The 20,704-nt window shown below is 41.9% G+C and carries 14 protein-coding genes and 1 pseudogene; 7 read left to right on the forward strand and 8 right to left on the reverse strand.

Features of this window, described 5'->3' with window-relative positions; translation table 11 throughout:
* Positions 1–81 precede the first annotated feature (81 nt).
* The 3 genes from NI466_RS13115 to NI466_RS13125 are packed head-to-tail and all read right to left on the reverse strand — an operon-like array spanning position 82 to position 5,561.
* A complete protein-coding gene (locus NI466_RS13115) occupies positions 82–753 on the reverse strand; it encodes a hypothetical protein (protein WP_253173801.1) in 672 nt (223 codons plus the stop codon).
* A gap of 12 nt (positions 754–765) precedes the next feature.
* On the reverse strand, positions 766–2,706 hold the full coding sequence (locus NI466_RS13120; protein WP_253138104.1) for a LysM peptidoglycan-binding domain-containing protein: 1,941 nt from the start codon (positions 2,704–2,706) through the stop codon (positions 766–768).
* A gap of 17 nt (positions 2,707–2,723) precedes the next feature.
* A complete protein-coding gene (locus NI466_RS13125) occupies positions 2,724–5,561 on the reverse strand; it encodes a type VI secretion system Vgr family protein (RefSeq protein WP_253173802.1) in 2,838 nt (945 codons plus the stop codon).
* Positions 5,562–5,807: 246 nt separating this feature from the next.
* On the opposite strand from NI466_RS13125, the gene NI466_RS13130 reads away from it, so the two are divergent.
* Together NI466_RS13130 and NI466_RS13135 are read left to right on the forward strand one after the other, a co-directional pair.
* Positions 5,808–6,962: a methionine aminotransferase gene (locus NI466_RS13130; protein WP_253173803.1), complete on the forward strand. Its 1,155-nt coding sequence runs from the start codon at positions 5,808–5,810 to the stop codon at positions 6,960–6,962.
* A gap of 128 nt (positions 6,963–7,090) precedes the next feature.
* Complete coding sequence (locus NI466_RS13135; protein ID WP_253173804.1) at positions 7,091–8,455, forward strand: MATE family efflux transporter; 1,365 nt, start codon at positions 7,091–7,093, stop codon at positions 8,453–8,455.
* A gap of 115 nt (positions 8,456–8,570) precedes the next feature.
* On the opposite strand, the gene NI466_RS13140 is transcribed toward NI466_RS13135, so the two are convergent.
* Positions 8,571–9,419, reverse strand: coding sequence for an SDR family NAD(P)-dependent oxidoreductase (locus NI466_RS13140; RefSeq protein WP_253173805.1), 849 nt, complete (start codon positions 9,417–9,419; stop codon positions 8,571–8,573).
* 223 nt (positions 9,420–9,642) lie between these two features.
* Between NI466_RS13140 and NI466_RS13145 the strand changes: the two genes are divergently transcribed.
* From NI466_RS13145 to phoR, 3 genes are all read left to right on the forward strand, one after another.
* Positions 9,643–10,320, forward strand: a complete 678-nt coding sequence (locus NI466_RS13145) for a TetR/AcrR family transcriptional regulator (protein ID WP_253173806.1) — start codon at positions 9,643–9,645, stop codon at positions 10,318–10,320.
* A gap of 249 nt (positions 10,321–10,569) precedes the next feature.
* Entirely contained in the window at positions 10,570–11,280 is a 711-nt protein-coding gene (gene phoB / locus NI466_RS13150) for a phosphate regulon transcriptional regulator PhoB (protein ID WP_004280972.1), read from the forward strand.
* A gap of 25 nt (positions 11,281–11,305) precedes the next feature.
* Positions 11,306–12,664 (forward strand): phosphate regulon sensor histidine kinase PhoR, encoded by a 1,359-nt coding sequence (phoR, locus tag NI466_RS13155; protein ID WP_005264642.1) that lies wholly within the window; start codon positions 11,306–11,308, stop codon positions 12,662–12,664.
* Positions 12,665–12,710: 46 nt separating this feature from the next.
* Here phoR and NI466_RS13160 read toward each other — a convergent pair whose 3' ends face one another.
* Together NI466_RS13160 and NI466_RS13165 are read right to left on the reverse strand one after the other, a co-directional pair.
* Entirely contained in the window at positions 12,711–13,361 is a 651-nt protein-coding gene (locus tag NI466_RS13160) for a glutathione S-transferase family protein (protein ID WP_253173807.1), read from the reverse strand.
* A 160-nt stretch (positions 13,362–13,521) separates the two neighbouring features.
* On the reverse strand, positions 13,522–14,469 hold the full coding sequence (locus tag NI466_RS13165) for a pirin family protein (protein ID WP_253173808.1): 948 nt from the start codon (positions 14,467–14,469) through the stop codon (positions 13,522–13,524).
* A 497-nt stretch (positions 14,470–14,966) separates the two neighbouring features.
* Between NI466_RS13165 and NI466_RS13170 the strand changes: the two genes are divergently transcribed.
* Together NI466_RS13170 and NI466_RS16070 are read left to right on the forward strand one after the other, a co-directional pair.
* Positions 14,967–16,289 (forward strand): GGDEF domain-containing protein, encoded by a 1,323-nt coding sequence (locus NI466_RS13170; protein WP_253173809.1) that lies wholly within the window; start codon positions 14,967–14,969, stop codon positions 16,287–16,289.
* Positions 16,290–17,148: 859 nt separating this feature from the next.
* Positions 17,149–17,577: pseudogene (locus tag NI466_RS16070) on the forward strand (GGDEF domain-containing protein); the annotation flags it as partial.
* Positions 17,578–17,710: 133 nt separating this feature from the next.
* On the opposite strand, the gene NI466_RS13180 reads toward NI466_RS16070, so the two are convergent.
* Entirely contained in the window at positions 17,711–18,643 is a 933-nt protein-coding gene (locus tag NI466_RS13180) for a restriction endonuclease (RefSeq protein WP_004280964.1), read from the reverse strand.
* 159 nt (positions 18,644–18,802) lie between these two features.
* Positions 18,803–20,371, reverse strand: a complete 1,569-nt coding sequence (gene guaA, locus NI466_RS13185) for a glutamine-hydrolyzing GMP synthase (RefSeq protein ID WP_005245345.1) — start codon at positions 20,369–20,371, stop codon at positions 18,803–18,805.
* Positions 20,372–20,704 lie beyond the last annotated feature (333 nt).

The following is a 20,704-nucleotide window of genomic DNA, read 5'->3' on the forward strand; positions in this document are numbered from 1 at the left end:
TTAGTTTTTGTTCGTTCATCATGTTGCCTGACTCCGTTGTGAATATGAACATAGCAAATTCAGGCAATTACACAATTTAATTTACAGTCTCTTTATACTTTCACACCCTAATGTAGATGACAAACATTTCAATTCAGAATTTAATATTAATTTATACTTCTCTAATTTACCACTAGACTCTCTAACATCTGCTTCATATAAATATTTTTTTTCTTTTAGAATATAAGAAAAATTATCACCCGCTAATATATTTACATAATCACTCTCTAAATTAGCAGATGAAGAGTCTACTACTGGAGCTTCAACAACTAAATTTGATAATTTGTTATATATAAATAAATTAGAGCTAAATTTTTTATAAGGTCTTTTTACATAATCTATTTCGCTGAATTCTCGTGTTCGAAAAGCCACTATTTTTTCATCTTGATAGAGTATTTTTAAATCAACACTAGACTTCAAAGGTACTGTACTTTTAAATAAATAATATTCTTTTTGATTATTTAAGACCTCAATACCATAAATTTTAAGGACGTAATTCCCACCAGAATATTTTTTATTTTTATTTCCATAATCAATTAAACCTAACTTTAAGTTATTATTTAATTGAGAGAATTCACCAAAATGATCTAAAAATAAAACTGGTTCATTAATCTGTATAGCACTCTGCTGATAATCGTTCCAATCTATATTTTTAGAATGACATGATAATGAAAAAAAACTACCAATTATTACCAGAAATTTAATTATTTTCATATTTCAAAAAGCCTAAATTAATTTTGTTAGAAAAAAAGGAATAGGATCAAATCTTCCTTGTAAACCTTTACCCAACAATGGCGAACTTCTCGTCTCAAAATGCAAATGTCCACCCTTTGATATAGTAGTCATTCCACTCGCATTTCCACTAGACCCTGTTTTACCTAAAACTGTCGTAACATCCACAGCATCTCCCTTTTCAACATTTATAATAGATAAATGAGCATAAAAAAAATAAATAAAATTGCTATTTATAATTTTTTTTAATGCATATTTTTTTTGTTGTATAGGCAGATCATCAATATTTACTTCTAATACAACAATTTTACCATATGGCCCTCCACTATCCTTTGCGACAGCAATAATGCCACTACATACTGCAAAAATATTTGTACCTGAGTCAGCAGCTAGATCTATACCTTGATGATTTCTTGTACCTCCATTTCTAACCTTCCCAAAGGTGGCACTTTTGATATTTGCAAGACCAGCAGTTCTTAACTTATTTACTGATAAAGGATCTACCCATATTTCACTTCCTCCTACAGTTTTATTTTCTTGTACTTCTTTACTTGAGATTGGTGTTGGTGTTGGTGTTGGTGTTGGTGTTGGTGAAGAAGCTTGTCCTAATAAAATTTTTATTGTTTCCTCTAAAGATAAATTCGCCCCGGAAGTTTTTGATTTATCCAGTACATAATCATAAATATTAATATGTGCATCAATATAAGCTCTTAACCATGCTCCATAGGCAGCTTTTGCATCATCATTATATCTTTTCAAATAATCTGAAGCTCTTTGTTTACCTTTACTTCCAAATTGTGCAAATAATAAATTTTTCGCTCTTTCTTGAGAAAAACTATTCTGTATGAATGACCTAGTACCGCCTGCTCCTTCATGATGTAATAGATAAGCAAGTTTCGCGATTGAACTTGGTTCTGTTAATTTTTGATAAGGTAATTTTGACCATTTAAAGTTAACAACTGCATAAGCTGCTGCTGCATCAATAGAGAATTCAGGATTGAATCTCAGACTGAGAAGTTGCTTCTCAGTAAGTTTCTTAATTTTTGAAGCATATTGCCCTATTAAAGTATCTTGATTTTTACAAATTTCAAGCCACGTACCTTTTAAAAATTGTGTTAATCCAGCAGCATTTGTACTTGCATTAAAACTTTCCGGATCCCATTCACCATTACTTTTTTTTGCAGCCTCAGCATGGATTAAAGCTGCGAGGCTATGAGGTGTAAACCCATGACGCCTTGAAGCATCTATAACAAATTTTCTATATTTATTATTTACTGTATTTAGAATAAAGTTCTCTTCTGTAAATTGACTTGCAATTATATGAGTACTATTACCCAAATCAGTCCTTTTTTGATCGTTTCTTGGTTCGGGTAAAATTATAGATGATTGACTAGTATTTTGTTCATCTCCTCCCCTTATAATTGGCTCTGCTAAATTTTTTAATGATTTTTTAATTTCATCAACTTTCTGCTGGACTATACCTGATTTAGGATAGTGAGTACCTGAAACCTTCATTTGCCTTGAAGTCAACCTTAAAACTTTTTTCCCTATAGGTAAACTTTTATAATTAGCTATTAAATCAAAGGTACCTTTAATATTTTTATAATAAACTTTTAGTCCCTTTGAATGATCTAAAATTTCTAAATCATAGATCACACCATCTTTGAAAACTATGTCATTTGACTTACCATCATATTCTAATTTTACAATACCTTTTGGGATTAACTTAAAGGACAAATCTAATAATATAATTCTTAAAACTACTTCAGCATTAATCTTATCTGTTTTACTAATATATATTTTTTGACCTATTTTTATTTTATGAATAGCAGAACTATTTAACTCATTAAGTTCAGCTATTTTTTTTACAGTAATATTAAATTTTCTTGAGATACCCCATAATGTATCTCCTTTTTTTACAATATAATAATTCACAGAGAGTACCTTTATAATTATTTAATGTCTTCTAACTGAATTCCATGCTCTCCCACATCAAATTCATCTTCTATATCAGTTACTTTAGTTTCCAAATCTTCAAAGATACTTGACCATTGATTAAATCCAACTAATGCTTCATAAGCTAATGATTCTTCAAAAATAGATAATTGAGTCTTACCATTCAAATCAGTTTTACTTTCCCACAAGATTTCCTTATTTTTGGGTGCGAACATAGTTACCTGTGCACCTTCAATGCCTTTACCACCTAAACTACTGAATAAAAAATCTACAGCGTAGGGGCCAGCTTTAGGTAACTCAGGAATTTCATAGAAAATTTTAGCCCCTCCTATAAAACTATGCTGCCCTGCCTTACACTCAAATTTCCCACCAGTTGTGACCATTACTCCACCACCATTGATCTTAATTTGAGACCCTCCAGCGGTCAGTACGATCTCCTTCGGACTGGTGATTTCGATCTTGTCTTCAGTCGAAATAAGCTTGATTACCTTGCGGGCAATCGCTTCAATCGCATCATCTTGGGCTTGTAGTTCAATTTTTCCTTGAGCAGCATAGAGACTCGCACCCTCTTGAGCAGCAAATAAACTGATCTTGTCCTGTGCATGAGCAACTAAAGATTTCTGTGTGGATAAATGAATATTATTCCCGGCACTCTGATTGATTTGCTGATCAGCGGATAAATGAATATTTTCATTTGTGCTCAGTGCAATCGTTTGGGGGGCAGTTAATAACATCACGGCCTGTTTAAATGCGGCAGCCTTGGCTTGATCTTCAGCTTCAATCTGACTCAGAAACTGTTTTAAACTATCAAAAAATTGCAGCGGATCAGTCTGCTGTTGTTCAGCAATATCACTCAAGGCTTTACTATGATTGAGATTCGATTCAAGCTGTTCTTTGACTGAGTCAGCCTCCAAGTGATTGCCTGCGGCTGAATCTTGCCGATAAGTGGAAATTAATAAGCCTTTTCCTGCACGTATGGCACCCCACTGATCCGTCCTTAGTTCAAACCCTTCTCCTCGACCTTCGCTGCTTTCACTTTCTTTGGGGTGACTTAGATTTCCCAGATTGAGCTGGCTGGCTGCATGACTACTTTGCAGCTGCACACTAATCTGTTCAGGGGTATCATCAAAACGAAGCTGGTTAAAACCTTCGCCATCGACCTCCTGAGAACGGATGCCACTGAGTTTTTTGGTCGCAGGAAGCTCTCCTTTCGCATCAAACATGGTCGGATGCCGTTCTGCTTCATGAATTCGTCCCACCACAAAGGGCCGGTCGATATCACCTTCAAAGAAGTCAATCACTACAATTTCGCCAATTCGCGGATGCAACCTGATGCCATAGCCCTCACCCGCCCAAGGGGTCAAAACATCCACCCAGGCAGAATCACTATCATTGTCATTGCTGCCTGCACCGCCATCATGCTGATGATCCTCGCTTCGGGTAAATAAAAAGCGAACTTTCACTCGTCCCCAAGCATCAACATGAATGGTTTCCCCCTCAGGCCCGACCACCCGAGCGCGTTGCGGATAAGCTGCCGGACGATGAACCAAAGGCTGATATTCGGGGATTACTGCAATATCACGGCGCACAATATATAGCTCATTGGCCTGCCGCTCTTGTTCCGGTATCTGCCAAGTGCTTTTATCGAGTAAACTGTCCAGCTGCAATAAAATATCTTTGGGTAAATTATTCTGGTTATAAAAACGCTTCGCTAAAATCAGAAATTCACGCTCATTGGCCGGATGCTGATCTATTTCAGGATGATCTTGTAATTCAAACCAGTAACCAACTTGTGCATCACGCACACTACTGCTCGCTTTGAAATATTTGGACTGCAAAGTATGATAATCATTGAGCTGCTGATTGAGTCGATCCAGTTGTGCCCTACTAGATGCCGTCGCCTGATCCTCGCCATTCAAGTCAGCTGTCCATGCCGGACTGATACTCCAGGCATCTTCAAGCTGAAGAGCAGCATTTTCCTGAACACCACTGTGCTGATGATTGCTCCATAATGGCTGACTTTGGTCCTGAGCGAGTTGCTGGGCGTGCCAGCGCTGGGTCTGGGTGCTGGTCGGATTGAGCTGGCGTACTGCAATCAGACTGGTCATCGTATCCAGCTGTTCAGTGGCATGACTGCGATGAAAGCGAATTGAACGTCGTTTTAAAGCTGAAAAATATTGGGAATGATCTATCAATTTTAAGCACTGCGCTTGGATTTCACTGGTCGACAAGGGAACCATCAATTGCTTTTCATCAATTAGCCAGTTAACTCCTTCGCTACGCCATAAGCGGGTCAGAAAATCATAATCCGATTCATTGGATTGCATCACAAAAGGCCGGGCATCATAGTCCCGACTGAGTCCTGTCAAATCCAGGCTGAGACTGGCCGCAAAGAGTGCGCTTCTGTTTTGCCATTCACTAAACAGAATCTCACTGATCTCGCGCACGGTCTTGTTCATGAAGACCCGACTATTACGACGCTTCTGCCAGAGTACAGTCGCATCATTCAGCGTCAGTTTATACAAGGTTAAAGCACCATCACTTTGCCCCTGACTGGCGGCAGTAATAATACCCGTGGTCCGAAAAAGTTCACCGTGGTCTGTGACCTGATCAACTGCGACCCGACATCCAATAAACTGTTTCAAGGCGATATGCGCGTCAGTGGAAAGACAGATCAGTTCCGCCTGCAGGCCGTGATTGATCTGATGCTGGCCTTCAATCCGCTGAATAAAGACCTGCTGATTTAAGGGAGGATATGAAAACTGCAGATGCAGGGCGCGATGCTGCAGCTTAAGCCCGAGCTGCTCCAGCAGCATATGAATAGGTTTTGGCATTTTATCGTTATAGTTTTAAGCTTTATTATTGTGCGGCAAAGTTTAGGAAAAGTTACCCACTTCGTCCAGCTCGCGATGTATTTCACATAATTAAGCCTTTAATTTATAACCACGCAACTGCAAATATGAAATAGCAGGATGCAAACACTCATCAAGAATTGTGCTCAATATTTCCTATTTTTCTCATGATTCAGGCTAAAACTTGCTGCTACACTAACTCAAATCTCATTTTTCAAGGCCAAGGACATGCTGGAACTTCCTTCTAAACTCCCGGATTTGGGTGTGACCATTTTTAGCACCATGTCCGCCTTGGCTCAGAATCTGGGAGCCTTGAATCTTTCTCAGGGATTTCCGGACTTTGCCGCACCTCCTACCTTGATTGAAGCATTAAACCGGGCCAGCCAGAATGGATTTAACCAATATGCTCCGGGTGATGGCCTGCCAGTCTTGCGAGATCTGGTCGCAGATCTGTATCAACAGCGCGATCAGCTGAATATTGATCCTGTCGAGGAAATCACCATTACGCCTGGGGCGACGATTGCGATTTTTTGTGCGATTCAGGCTACGGTGTGCACCGGTGAAGAGGTGATTATTTTCGATCCGAGCTATGACAGTTATGGCCCTGCGGTACAACTGGTGGGTGCAAAGCCAGTGCATATTGCTTTGCAGCATCCTGATTTTTCTGTGGACTGGAATCAGGTCAAAGATGCGATTAATGAGCGTACCCGCATGATTATCGTGAATAGTCCGCATAATCCCAGCGGTAGTATCTGGTCCAAAGCTGACTGGCAGCAACTGATTGAGTTGATTCGTGAACGAAATATTGTGGTGCTGTCTGATGAAGTCTATGAACATCTGGTTTTTGATGGCATTCAGCACTATTCGGCCCGGTCATTTCCAGAGCTTCGTGAACGCAGTTTTGTGATTGGTTCCTTTGGTAAAACCTTCCATGTCACCGGCTGGAAAACCGGATTTTGTATTGCTGCACCCGCACTGATGAAAATGTTCAGACAGGTTTATCAATTTGCCAGTTTTTGCGGTGTGACGCCCGTTCAGGTCGCCCTGGCGGAATATATGCAACTGCATCCTGAACATATACGCGAACTGTCCCAGTTCTATCAAAATAAACGGGATTTGTTTAACTCATCCATTAAAACCTCACGCTTTAAATGGACACCTTCGCAAGGAACTTATTTTCAAAACCTGGATTATTCGGATATTCGGCCTGAGCTGGATGATCTGTCCATGTGTCATTTTCTAGCGGAGCAACATGGGATTGTTGCGATTCCAGTCTCCGCGTTCTACCAGCATCCTCCTGCAGATTTACGCCTGCTCAGGTTTTGCTTTGCAAAAAAAGAACAAACCTTGATCCAGGCAGGTCAAATTCTTTCAAAGGTTTAACTCATTTTTTAACTAAAAATCTCATAAAATAAATGCCTTAGTTACTTAAAAGCTAAGGCTTTTTTTTATATTCTGCCGAATAATAGCTGCATCAATAAATAGATGATAATTCAATCACAGGATGTCGCATGGCACAGCACTCACTGATTCATCAACAGAATTTATGGAAAGCCTTTCTGGTTTTTTTGTTGCCATTAATTGCGACCAATATCCTGCAAAGTCTCTCCGGCACGATCAATACGGTTTTTGTGGGACAAATGCTTGGGGTCAATGCAATTGCTGCTGTTGCCGTTTTTTTTCCGATCCTGTTTTGTCTGATGGCTTTTGTGATTGGTTTGTCCGCCGGTTCTACCGTATTGATTGGACAGGCTTGGGGTGGAAAAAATATAGAAAAAGTGCGCTGTGTGGTCGGCTCAACTTTATTTATGACCTTGATTGGCGGCAGTTTGATTGCGCTTTTCGGGGTGATTTTTGCTGAGAATATTCTTTTGGCGCTCGGCACAGATCCGGATGTGATGCATTTGTCCTTACCCTATGTGCAATGGATGCTGGCGGGTAGCCCCTTAATTTTTATCTATATTATTTATACCTCGATCTTGCGCGGCGTTGGCGACAGTACCACGCCCCTGTTTGCTTCCGCACTTACCATTGGGGTGGGTTTGGTGGTGACACCGGTCCTGATTGCCGGTTATTTTGGCTTTCCTAAAATGGGCATTATCTCGCCGGCGATTGCCACTATTCTGGGAAATCTGGCGGTCCTATTGTTTTTAATCCTGTATTTGAATTATAGGCAACATCCGCTCAAGCTGGACTGGGCCTTATTAAAAAATATTCGTCATCAGCCACAGTTGAGCAGAATGATCTTGAAACTGGGGGTTCCTACTGGTGTGCAAATGGTCACGACTTCAGTTGCCGGACTGGTGATTGTCGGACTGGTCAACCGCTATGGTGCAGAAGCAACAGCGGCCTATGGCGCGGTCAATCAGGTCTTAAATTATATTCAATTTCCTGCTTTGTCGATTGGGATTGCCGCGTCTGTATTTGGTGCTCAAGCGATTGGCGCAGGTAAATCGGATCTGCTCAATAAAGTTACCCGGACTGCGCTGAGTATGAATATCCTGTTTACCGGCGGTCTGGTGATTCTGGCTTATTTGTTCTCCAAATATTTGATGGCCTTATTTATTACCGATCCTAAGGTTGTAGTACTGGGACAACAACTGCTATTTATTGTGCTGTGGTCAATCCTGTTTTTTGGTGCCAGTGCCATTTTTGCTTCGATCATGCGCTCAAGTGGAACGGTGACCATGCCAATGCTGATCAACATTTTTGCCATTCTCTGTATTGAAGTTCCTGCAGCTTATCTGTTTAGCCGATGGTGGGGTCTGGAAGGTATTTGGTATGCCTATGCATTGGCCTTTGTCAGCCTGTGTATTTTGCAGGGACTGTATTATCAGTTTGTCTGGAAGAAAAAAACGGTTGAAGCGTTGATTTAGATGCAGGATTTTGTATGCCTAGAGCATTACAGTATCTAACACTCTCATTTGCAAAAAATTAGACCCTAGTACAGCGATAAAAAAACCCGCTTTCACGGGTCTGTTTTGCAATTTTTTAAGCAGATTTTTTCTTCTTTTTGCCAAACTGGGTCGCCACTGCAGTGACATGCTGATAACCAGTCGGCAAGATCCGCTGAATCAGGTCAATCGCTTTGGCATCATTACCGATCAGCAGACGGCGCTTGTCTTTTTGTACCGCCTCCAGAATTTGACGGGCAGCTTCTGCAGGTGGACAACGCAATAGTTTATTAAAATTACGAGCTGATTTTTCCGGATTCATACCTAAAGTCAGCAGACTGTTATTCATTTTTGCCGCATTGGCAATATTCGTACGGATCCCGCCCGGATGTACACAGAGTGCACTGACTCCGCAATTTTCCAGATCCAGTTCCTGACGCAGGGATTCAGTGAAACCACGCACTGCAAACTTGGTTGCATTATAGGCAGACTGGGTCGGTTGTGCGGTTAAGCCAAATAGACTAGAAATATTAATGATATGACCATCACCGGTTTTCTTGATCAAAGGTAAGAATTCTTTGGTTCCGTAAACTACGCCCCAGAAATTGATTCCGACAATCCATTCTAGTTCTTCATAAGACGCCCCTTCAACGGTTGAACCCAGCGCAACGCCAGCGTTGTTAAAGATCATATTGACACTGCCATGATCCTTTTCGACCTGTGCCGCCCAATTACGCACCTGTTCCAGATCAGCCACGTTCACCTTCTGGATAGTCACACGAACATCAGTCCCTTGGAGTAATTCCACGGTTTGCGCCAGACCTTGTTCATTGATATCACTCAGCGCCAAGTGACAACCCTGCTGAGCCAGTAATACCGCCAGTTGCTGGCCAATACCTGAACCGGCACCGGTAATCGCAGCGACTTTATTGTTAAAATTTTTCATTCAATTTCCTTATGTAAAGAACTGCCATTCCATGACAGCAGGATCTTGTTCTGTTGTTTCAGGAGCTAGCACAGATCCTCAATATAGTTTTGACAATATATATTGTCAATAATTATCCCATATCCTTAGAGGCCAAATTTCAGGGCAGCATTTCCATATAGGTCTAAGCGTGATTTATTGTTAAGATATTCAAAATCTTCATGCAGATGAGCACACAGGCCTTATGACCGATTCAATCGACTCAGCAGCAAAATCACGACCCGCCAAAACCAAGGAACGTCAGTTTAAAGGCCTGTCGATGGCTGAACGGCAGCAGGCACGTCGTGAAAAGCTCATCGAAGCCGGGATTGAAGCCTATGGTAGTTATGGTTTTTTTTCAGTTACTGTCAAAGATATCTGCAATGAAGCCAAACTAACCGAACGTTATTTTTATGAATCCTTCAAGAAAAGCGAACATCTGTTTCAGACCATTTTCCTAAAACTGATTGATGAACTGCAACAGAATGTCATGCAGGCCATGATGCAGGCCTCGACAGATCCGAAAAAAATGATCGAAGCCGGTTTGAGTGCGCTGCTCACTACCCTGCGTGACAATCCGCGCATGGCACGGATCATTTATATTGATGCCATGCTGGTGCAGGAACTGCATAATCAGGCCACTATTCATGAAACCATGTCACGTTTCGATCGGATGATTCATGCTTTTGTCATGTTGATGATGCCGCAGTTAAATCGTAGTGAGCAGGAAATTTCACTGGTGTCGACCGGTTTAAATGGCTATGTCACCCAAATTGCTATTCGTTGGGTGATGAGTGGTTTTAAGCATTCGCTTGAGGAAGTTTTATCGTCTTGTAGTGTGGTTTTTTTGACGCTGCTCGAGTCATTTTCCGAGAAAAAATAGCTGTTAAATCCTGTGCTTAATAGGCTTTCCTACATTTACCAGTCAGTTGCAGATTTATGCTGTACTACGGAAATGAGTAAAATTAATTTATGATTTTTTAACAAGTTTCTGCGCTATATTTGTCACAAATTTTTGCGAATATCAGCAGTTTTTCCCTTTCTGCAATGATACTGTCATAATTAGTCTTTGTAATAAGCCTGTCATAAATATAAAACGGTTCACCGTTTACATGAAATAGGGTATTGCGTTGTGAAAGATGACTACATATTAATCGTCGATGACGAACTCCCGATTCGGGAAATGATCCATACCTCTCTGGATATGGCCGGTTTTCAGTGCTTACAGGCAGAAGATGCCAAGCAGGCGCATCAGATGATTGTGGATCAGCGTCCGGCACTGATTTTGCTGGACTGGATGATGCCGGGTGGTGTCAGCGGTGTGGACCTGTGTCGTCGTCTGAAACGTGATGAAAGCCTGTCAGAAATTCCGGTGATCATGCTCACAGCGCGCGGTGAAGAAGACCATAAAGTACAAGGTCTGGATGCCGGTGCCGATGACTACATGACCAAGCCATTCTCGACCCGAGAACTGGTCTCCCGGATTAAGGCGGTACTGCGCCGTGCCAATGCCCTGAGCGGCGAAAAAACCATTGATGCCAATGGCCTGATTCTGGATCCGGTCAGCCAGCGGGTCAATTTTGGCAACAACATTCTGGAAATGGGGCCGACTGAATACCGTTTACTGGCATTCTTCATGACCCATCCGGAACGTGCCTATACCCGTGCGCAATTGCTGGATCAGGTGTGGGGCGGTAACGTTTATATTGAAGACCGGACCATCGATGTGCATATCCGCCGTTTGCGTAAAGTGCTGGAACCTTATGGTGTAGACCGTTTTGTACAGACCGTTCGCGGAACAGGCTATCGCTTTTCGACCCGTTCAGATGTCGCTTTAGGTTAATATCTTTTAAGGTAAATCTTGTTTTATGTATGAACCCTACCCTGTCCCCGAACTGGCACGTGAACACAAAAGAATCCGTTACAGCAGTTTATGGGATTTTGCGAAGCAGGATTTACGCCTACTGGCTTTTTTCCTAATTATCGCCAGCTTTATCGGTTTTGGGATTGGGTATTTCTGGATTTGTATCGTAATTGCCTTCGTGGCATTCTTTGCGACCCAAATGCGTTCCTTATATCTGGTCAATGAATGGATTTCCAATCGCCCTTATGATGTTCCACCGAATATTGGCGGGATTTGGGGTGCGCTACTTTTCAATGTTTATCGCGCCCAACGTCAGGAACGGATTGTTCAGGCGGAAATGGTCGAACTGATCGACCGTGCCCAGTCTTCACTGGTGGCCTTGCAAGAAGCTGTGGTGCTGCTTGATGAAAACCAGCAGATTGAATGGTGGAATCCGGCGGCTGAACGTCTGCTCGGAATCTCCAGTGATGACCGTCGCCGTAATATCCTGACCTTGCTACGCCAACCAAGCTTTATCGAATACTATCACCATATTGATGAATCTCCGGACGGCCTGAAAATGCGTTCTTCGCTGTTTGAAGACCATTATGTACAGGTCAAAATGACCCGTTTTGGCGGAGAAAGCCGGGTACTGGTCGCTTATGATGTGACCCGGATGCACAATCTCGAACAGATGCGAAAGGATTTTGTCGACAATATTTCCCATGAACTGCGCACGCCTTTGACCGTGCTCAGTGGCTATATTGAAACCTTTACCGATCAGGAAGATATCAATCCACGTTGGAAACGCGCTTTTGATCAGATGCAGTCGCAAACCCGACGCATGAATGCACTGGTCAATGACCTGCTGCTGCTGTCACGTTTGGAAAATGATAAAAATATTGCCAAAAACCAGATCATTGAAATGCCGAGTCTGATGAATCAGCTATTCGATGATGCCCAAGCCTATAATATTGATTATGGTCATACCCTGAATCTGGATATTGACAGCCATTGCGATCTGATCGGTTCAGATATGGAACTGGCCAGCGCTTTTAGTAATCTGATCACCAATGCCATTAAGTACACACCTAAAGGCGGTACCATCACTATCGGCTGGCATGATGATGGTGAATCGGCCTATTTTGTGGTGCAAGATAACGGTATCGGCATTGATCCCAAACATCTGCCACGTCTGACCGAGCGTTTTTACCGCATCGATTCAGACCGCAGCCGCCGTACTGGCGGTACCGGTTTGGGACTCGCGATTGTCAAACATGTGCTGATGCAACATCAGGCACATCTGGAAATTGAGTCCAAGGAAAACCAAGGTTCCACATTTAAGGTAGTTTTCCCCAAAGAGCGTCTCAGCTTTCCAGAATAAGATAACCCTCAAAAAAGGTGCCATCGGCACCTTTTCTTTTAAGCGTTTAAAAGCTGATCTGTTTTTCTTTGGACAGTGCATGCGCATAAGCAGCACGTTGCGAGACCCGTTTCAGATAGGCTTGAATCGCTGGATAGCTTTGACCCGTCCGGCTTTGCATGGCCTCCAAAGGAAAACTCATCTGAATATCGGCAAAACTGAAATGACCGGCAAAATAATCATGCTCACTCAAATAGCTTTCCAGAAACTGGATATGATCTTTTAAACGGCTCTGCACAAACTGTTTCTTCACTCCATCGCAGATTTTCTTGGCCACCGGCCGAATCAGCAACGGGGTATGTTTTGGTACAGTGGTCATCACCAGTTGCATTACCAGCAGCGGCATCAATGAGCCTTCCGCATAATGCATCCAGTAACGGTACTGGGCCTTGTCGGCAATATCTTCTGGGCGAAACTGCTGCTTTTCATCATAATTTTCCTGTAAATATTCCAGGATCGCCGCAGATTCCGCCAGTACCTGACCCTGATCGACCAGAATCGGAGCCTTACCCAATGGATGGATCTGTTTTAAGGCCGGTGGCGCAGAAAGGTTGGGCTGACGTTTATAGTATTTAACCTCGTAATCCAGTCCTAATTCTTCCATGGCCCACAGGATACGAAATGATCGTGATTGTTCGAGATGATGTAAAACACGCATATTAGACTCATGATTTTATTGTTTTTGCTCACTGAGCATAGCAAAAAGCAGCAGACTCTAGCTCATTTTTTGATGACTGTAATGATATGTATCCTATGTTGCAGATTCACTATTTGAGTTCAATTCAGACAGCGCTCCATATTCCCATCATTTTTAGCATTTATCGGGAAGCACGCATCTGGTCTGGAAATGCAGGGGCTTCTAAACGTGGCCCATCATAGGCAGGAATAGAACCAAAACGTTCATGACCTTCAATCCATTGTTCCCGCGCAATTTTAAGTTCCTCTGTCGTACGCCCGACCAGATTCCACCACAGTAAAATCGGGCTTTCAAATGGTTCCCCACCAATCAATAACACCCGACTCCCGGCATGAATTTCAGCATTGACCTGCTGTAAGCCCGGCTCAAGGATCAACATATTATCCTCTGTCAGTTCATGCCCATTGATGCTGGCCGTCCCTTCAAGCACCATAAAACCATATTCAAATTTCGGATTCAGCGGCAAGCGCATACTGCTACTTTCAGCTGCATACACATCCACGCCTAGCAATTCACTATGTACTTTAACTGGTGATCTCGTTTTTAAATATTCTCCGACCAGCACAGTAAATTCAATGCCTTGCTCATTTATGACCGGCAATTCAGGATAATGTTCAAAACCCGGTACCATATTGATCTTGTCATCCGGCAAGGCAATCCATAACTGCGCTGCATGCATATGCGTTTCACTTTCAGGAGAGACTTCGGTATGTGAAATGCCATAACCCGAGGTCATCAGATTGACCTGCTTGGGACGAATCAATTGCTGATTTCCCAGACTGTCATTGTGCATCATGCTGCCTTCGATCATCCAGGTAAAGGTCTGCAGACCAATGTGTGGATGAGGGCCGATATCCAAACCATCTCCTTGCGGGAAACTGGCCGGACCCGCATGATCCAGAAAACACCAGGCACCAATCATGCGCTTATGCCGGCTCGGCAAGGCGCGTTTAATCACGGTGCCCTGCCCGATTTCCGCGCGACGTAAAGGAAACTCCTGAATAAACTGATTCACGTACTTTTCACAATCATCGGAATTCGACAGTTCAATATCACTATTATTCGACATGGCTGAGCTTACCTCGGCATTTTCATTCTACTTTTGAGTGGCTGAGACATGCATTTGACCGATTCAAGATGCCTCTCTGTTCAGGACAATGTACAGGGTCTATGGGCAAAATCTATCCTTGGAAATATTTAGATACGTATAAAACTCCTCATTAGTTCCATCAATTTAAATCCTGAAAAGCTGATGAGATTTGTATCCAAAGCCCCAAACTTGAGTTTTAGCAAGTCAATCATGATTTAGGTACATGGCGTTATGAGTTTAAATAAACTGAAGATCAGGAATGTCATTTATGTTTCACGTGAAACGAATCAACAACATCCAAAGCCCCCCATGAATAAGATGATTATTCATGTATTTCAATCACTTTCCATTTAACAAAACACAAATTTTGTTACGTTTTAGCATTAAAAACTTCCCGGATACCCAATTTTTGGGAGGTTATTTTTTACTCAAACACGGCATAATAGGCACCTATAAAAATAATACTGGACCAGGACATGTCTGCTCAGAATGAGAATATATATTCAACGGCGAATGTATCTTTTCAAAATTCGACGACCGATAAATCACTGAAATTATCTGAATGTGATCTGCAGAACCGTCAGCTGATTGAACAGGCGCTAACAGATCCTCATGCCCGTATTCCTACCCCGTTTCAGCAGTATTTTCATGATTATGTCTATACGCATAGTCATCATAACTTGCGTCAAATTAACTATCTGGCGCAAATTGCCTTTTTACTGTATTTCTTTGCCGATATCCTGATTATTCCAGACATGTTTTTTATTTCTGGTCTGATGCGCGTCGTTCTGGTTCTGGGCGCCATGTTTTGCTGTTATTACCTGTTTAAAAAACATAAAAATATTCAGATTCTGGACAGAATCTTGCCGATAGGCACCACTGTGGCTGCAGCGGCCTGGATTGGCTTACTCGCGCTTTCAACCAGTCCCCATGTTGCCACCTATATTTACGCCTCTGCGATCTTTATTCTCATCGCCAATCTCTGTATACAGACCCAGTTTAAAGTCGCGGTCTATTGCTCCATCTTGATCGCCCTGTTTATCATGCTTGGGGTATCCCAGTTCATGAGTGCTTCTCAAGCCTTTATTTTTAGCGTGGTCTTTAGTCCACTGTGGTTTTTTAGTATTTATATTAACTGGAATAATATTCTAAATGTGCGGCGTTCTTTTTTGCGCTCCCTGCTTGATGAATGGAACTATCAAACCTTAAAGAATCTGGCCCATACCGATGATTTGACCCAGCTCTACAACCGTCGCCATTTTGTCGATATGGCTGAACGCTCTATTCATCAATGGCCTAAACATGCCAGTAGCTGCCTGTTGATGTTTGATGTGGATCATTTTAAAAATATTAATGATAGCTATGGGCATGATGTCGGTGATCGGGTGCTACAACTGATTGCTGAGGTGACCCGTAAAGAAATGCGGCATAGCGATGTACTGGCACGTTTTGGTGGGGAAGAGTTTATTGCCCTCTTGGAAGATACTCAGCTGCAAGACAGCTTGGTGATTGCAGAACGAATTCGTTGTGCAATTCAAAAGCAGTATATTTATGTCGAACCCAATCATGCCATCCGGTTCACCATTTCGATCGGTGTAGCAGAACTGGAATCCCATACCCAGACTCTGGAAGATCTGATCAAACAGGCCGATATCGCTTTATATCAAGCCAAGAAGTCTGGCCGAAATAGGATTGAGGTCTATCATCCGGATATGCTAAATAAGCCCAAGCCAGCAACAGAAAACCCCTGGAATGTATTTAAACCAGGCAATCAACCAGCTCAGCCAACGGCGAATTAAAGCTGAATCATTAGTCTGTTCTATAAGCTAGGATCATTCTTAGAATGCGTTAATCGGGGATTTCATTTTATAAAATAAATTTGATTCTTCCACTTTTAAAATATCCAACAAAAGAATAGAATATTTTTTATACAACTATATATAAATTTCATCTTATTCATTTTTATATATTTTAATTTGGGAAGGCTGCATGCCGCATGATAACGAAAAAGAATCACGTACCCTGATTCAGGAGGCTCTTCAAGATCCGCTTGTTCGTATTCCTGCACCTCTAAAACCGGCCTACTATGCTCATCAGAAAAAACTCACTTTAAAATACTTATTACAGGTCAATTTATTCGCACAGCTGGCATATGCCTCTTATACCCTCGCCGATATTCTGGTGCTGAATGATATTCTCAAGTTACTCATTTTGACCAAAATCAGCTATACCATCCTGATCGTACTGATCACGATCTGGATGTATCACTCTTACCGCAATTTACCTGTGTTTGATTTACTCTTACCTACCTCAATTATTGGCGCAAGTGCCATCTGGTTTTTTAATCTAAATCAGTCTGAAAGTGCTTATACCCTCATTTATCAATATGCCTCCTTGGTTTTTATTGTGTTGGCCAATTTATGTGTGCAGATCCGGTTCTGGCCGTCTTTGATTACTTCGAGTCTGATTACTTTGATGATTTACATCGGTGTATATTTCAATACTCGATCTGACCTGTACCAGATGTTTTTATTCTCCCTGATTTATCTACCAGTATTGACCTTCAGTCTATATATTAGCTGGAGCTCGACCTTAAAATCATGCATGGTATTCTTGCAGCATACCCTGAATGAATATAACCGGCAGGCCTTTGAAAATATGGCCCATACCGATTCCCTCACCGGCCTGAATAACCGTCGCTGTTTTGAATATCTCGCGCAACAACTGGTACAACAGAATTTTGATCAACCGGTACCTATGAATTTACTGGTATTTGATGTGGATCATTTTAAGCAGATTAATGATCGTTATGGTCATGATATCGGAGATCAGGTCTTACAGACGATTGCCCTGAGCACACGCAGTGAAATGCGACAGCATGATATTTTGGCACGCTATGGCGGTGAAGAATTTATTGCATTTTTACCCGAAACCTCTCTGGATGAAGCGCTAAAAGTTGCCGAGCGTTTAAGGCATAACATTGAAAATATTGTGATCGATCTAGACAGCCAGCATCGTTTCAGTTTTAGCATTTCGATTGGTGCTGCCATTCTGGAAAGCTGTGAAACAGATTTAATGACCCTGATTAAACAGGCCTATATTGCCTTATATCAGGCTAAAGCCAATGGACGGAATCGGGTTGAAGCTTATGATCCAGATCTGGAGCAAAGTTTAGCTGGGAGCTGCAAAACTGGCAGGTTAAACCGGCTTAAATTACCCGTTAAAAATTATCTTCATCAAAACGATCTTGGTCGATTTTATAGATATGAAAACTACGTTCTATTTGTACACCTAAACCAAATTCAATCATTAAAGACGTCAGCTTATCGCCATCAATTAAAACAATACCGGATTTTCTTGCCGACTCAATGGCCTCTTTACTGAAACTTGACGTAGTAATGAATACACCCTTCTTAGCAACTTGATCGGCCAAAGCACCTTTAAACTGTTGAATGTCGGGACGACCAACAGTATCTTTCCAACGTTTCGCTTGGATGTAAATTTTATCTAGCCCTAATCGATCTTCACTAATTACACCATCAATTCCACCATCGTTGGTTTTACCAATCGCTTGAGCTGCATCTTGATGTGAACCGCCGTAGCCCATTGCCACCAGAAGATCGACAACCAGTCTTTCAAAAAATGAAGGAGATTTATCTTTTACCATCTGAAGCAAATCACTTTTCAAATCAGATTTTAATAATTCCGTTGTGTTCTGGATTGTTTCTTCTGGAGTCTGAGTTTCTTGGTAACTATTTAGGCTTTCAATAACTTGTAGATTCCCGATCCCAAACTCATCTTTATTTTTCTTTCCTAATTTAAAATCTGAAAATCCGTTGAACTGTGCTAAATATTCATTTGTTATAGCATCTAAACTTTTTAAATCAACCTGTCTACCCAAGCTACTAATCTCACAATATGCTCTCTTCGGTTGTTGAACTAAGCCCGCCTTAACTAAGTAGGTCTTTGCCCATGCCACTCTATCTTTAAATATATTTTTCCCGCTCGGAAGAATTTTATTTAAATCCTCTTCGTGTAAATTGGAACGTTCAGCTAGGATATTCGCAGCATCCGAAATTTTTATTGGCTCATTTAATTCTGATAATAATTTCATTAAAGGCAGCATTAATTGATCATAAGTAGGTAAAGGCATTTTTTAGCTTTTAAAGGTTTATTTTTATTCAGTATAAATCAAAAAAAGAGCGCCGAAGCGCTCTTTTTTATTAGGTTATATCTGATAAACCAGATACTGCCACGCGCATAGCGCTTGGCGTAATTTAGGCGGACAGCAGTGCTGTCCGAAACCCCTAAATTACTCCCATTCAATTGTTGCTGGTGGTTTAGACGATACGTCATACACAACACGAGAAACTTCAGCAATTTCATTCATGATACGGGTCGAGATCTTATCGACTAAATCATAAGGAAGATGCGCGAAACGAGCCGTCATAAAGTCCACGGTTTCTACCGCACGCAGTGCAATCACCCATGCATAACGACGGCCATCACCGACTACACCCACCGATTTTACTGGCTGGAATACTGCAAATGCTTGAGCAGTCTTGTCATACCAGCCGCTGGCACGCAGTTCTTGCATGAAGATGTCATCTGCAAGACGTAAAATGTCTGCATATTCTTTTTTCACTTCACCCAAGATACGCACACCTAGACCTGGGCCTGGGAATGGATGACGATAGATCATGCTGTGTGGCAAGCCTAAAGTCGTACCCAATTTACGTACTTCATCTTTAAACAAGTCACGTAATGGTTCAACCAGTTCAAATGCTAGGTCTGCTGGTAAGCCGCCCACATTATGGTGTGATTTAATCACATGCGCCTTACCCTGCTTGCTTGCAGCAGATTCAATTACGTCCGGATAAATCGTACCTTGTGCAAGGAATTTTACGCCATCTAATTTACGTGCTTCTTCAGCGAAGACAGCAATAAATTCACGGCCAATAATTTTACGTTTTGCTTCAGGATCAACTTCACCTGCAAGCGCAGTCAAGAAACGCTCTTCAGCATCAGCACGAATCACGCGGATACCCATGTTGTCAGCAAACATTTGCATCACTTGATCGCCTTCGTTCAAACGAAGCAGACCATTGTCTACAAATACACAGGTCAGCTGATCACCGATCGCTTTATGCAACAGCGCTGCCACTACAGATGAATCCACACCACCAGAAAGTCCTAGTAATACTTTTTCATCACCAATCTGTTGGCGAAGCTGTTCTACACGTAGATCAATAATGTGTTCTGGCGTCCACAGACCGCGACAGCCACAAATTTGATGAACGAAGTTCGACAGTAATTCTGCACCTTTAGAAGTATGTGTCACTTCAGGATGGAACTGAATACCATAGAAACGGCGAGTTTCGTCAGAAACCATCGCAATTGGACAGCTTGGCGTCTGTGCAGTGATTTGGAAGCCTTCTGGAATACGGGCAACTTTATCGCCATGGCTCATCCAGACATGCAGCTGGTTTTCACGGTCCTGTAAATTACCGATCAGCTTGTCACGTACAACAATATCTACTTCTGCATAGCCAAACTCATGCACAGTACCTGGCTCAACTTTACCGCCAAGTTGTTCGCACATGGTTTGCAGACCATAACAAATACCCAATACCGGCACACCAAGTTCGAATACCACTTGCGGCGCACGCGGGCTGCCTTCAAGGTGAACGCTCTCAGGTCCACCAGACAAGATGATACCGTTTGGATTAAATGCACGAATGTCTTCTTCAGACATATCATAGGCATACATTTCAGAATATACACCAGCTTCACGAACACGACGTGCGATGAGCTGACTATATTGAGAACCGAAATCCAGAATCAGGATACGATCTTCAGTAATTTGAGTATTGGTAGTCATGACGAACAACTATGAAAGGCAAACGAAAGATAAGCGCCGTATTCTAACATTTTTCAGCGCATTAAGCACACAATTCGCATTAGGTATGCATTTAGTTGATTGCATTATATTTCTAGCACAACAAAGCATCCCTTCGGATGCCTTGTTTGATCTTTCATTTTTATATTTTTAAGCTCAAGATTTAATCCAATTAAGCCTGTTTTTATAAAAATCTGAAGATAATATGTAAGAGAAATTTTTGCTCAATTGAAGATGGATGAAGCATTAATTATTTTACTTTCTGGTACTGACTTTCATGCCCCGGGCTGTTAGGATTTGACCACACTTTTGCTT

The organism is Acinetobacter lwoffii, from assembly GCF_024129595.1.
GTDB lineage: Bacteria > Pseudomonadota > Gammaproteobacteria > Pseudomonadales > Moraxellaceae > Acinetobacter > Acinetobacter lwoffii_O.

Excerpts from the sequence above, each read along its gene's own strand:
- NI466_RS13135 (WP_253173804.1), top strand. The coding sequence starts at position 7,091 with ATGGCACAGCACTCACTGATTCATCAACAGAATTTATGGAAAGCCTTT.
- NI466_RS13125 (WP_253173802.1), bottom strand. The coding sequence starts at position 5,561 with ATGCCAAAACCTATTCATATGCTGCTGGAGCAGCTCGGGCTTAAGCTG.
- NI466_RS13140 (WP_253173805.1), bottom strand. The coding sequence starts at position 9,419 with ATGAAAAATTTTAACAATAAAGTCGCTGCGATTACCGGTGCCGGTTCA.
- NI466_RS13170 (WP_253173809.1), top strand. The coding sequence starts at position 14,967 with ATGTCTGCTCAGAATGAGAATATATATTCAACGGCGAATGTATCTTTT.
- NI466_RS13165 (WP_253173808.1), bottom strand. The coding sequence starts at position 14,469 with ATGTCGAATAATAGTGATATTGAACTGTCGAATTCCGATGATTGTGAA.
- phoR (WP_005264642.1), top strand. The coding sequence starts at position 11,306 with ATGTATGAACCCTACCCTGTCCCCGAACTGGCACGTGAACACAAAAGA.
- NI466_RS13160 (WP_253173807.1), bottom strand. The coding sequence starts at position 13,361 with ATGCGTGTTTTACATCATCTCGAACAATCACGATCATTTCGTATCCTG.
- NI466_RS13130 (WP_253173803.1), top strand. The coding sequence starts at position 5,808 with ATGCTGGAACTTCCTTCTAAACTCCCGGATTTGGGTGTGACCATTTTT.
- NI466_RS13145 (WP_253173806.1), top strand. The coding sequence starts at position 9,643 with ATGACCGATTCAATCGACTCAGCAGCAAAATCACGACCCGCCAAAACC.
- NI466_RS13115 (WP_253173801.1), bottom strand. The coding sequence starts at position 753 with ATGAAAATAATTAAATTTCTGGTAATAATTGGTAGTTTTTTTTCATTA.
- NI466_RS13180 (WP_004280964.1), bottom strand. The coding sequence starts at position 18,643 with ATGCCTTTACCTACTTATGATCAATTAATGCTGCCTTTAATGAAATTA.
- guaA (WP_005245345.1), bottom strand. The coding sequence starts at position 20,371 with ATGACTACCAATACTCAAATTACTGAAGATCGTATCCTGATTCTGGAT.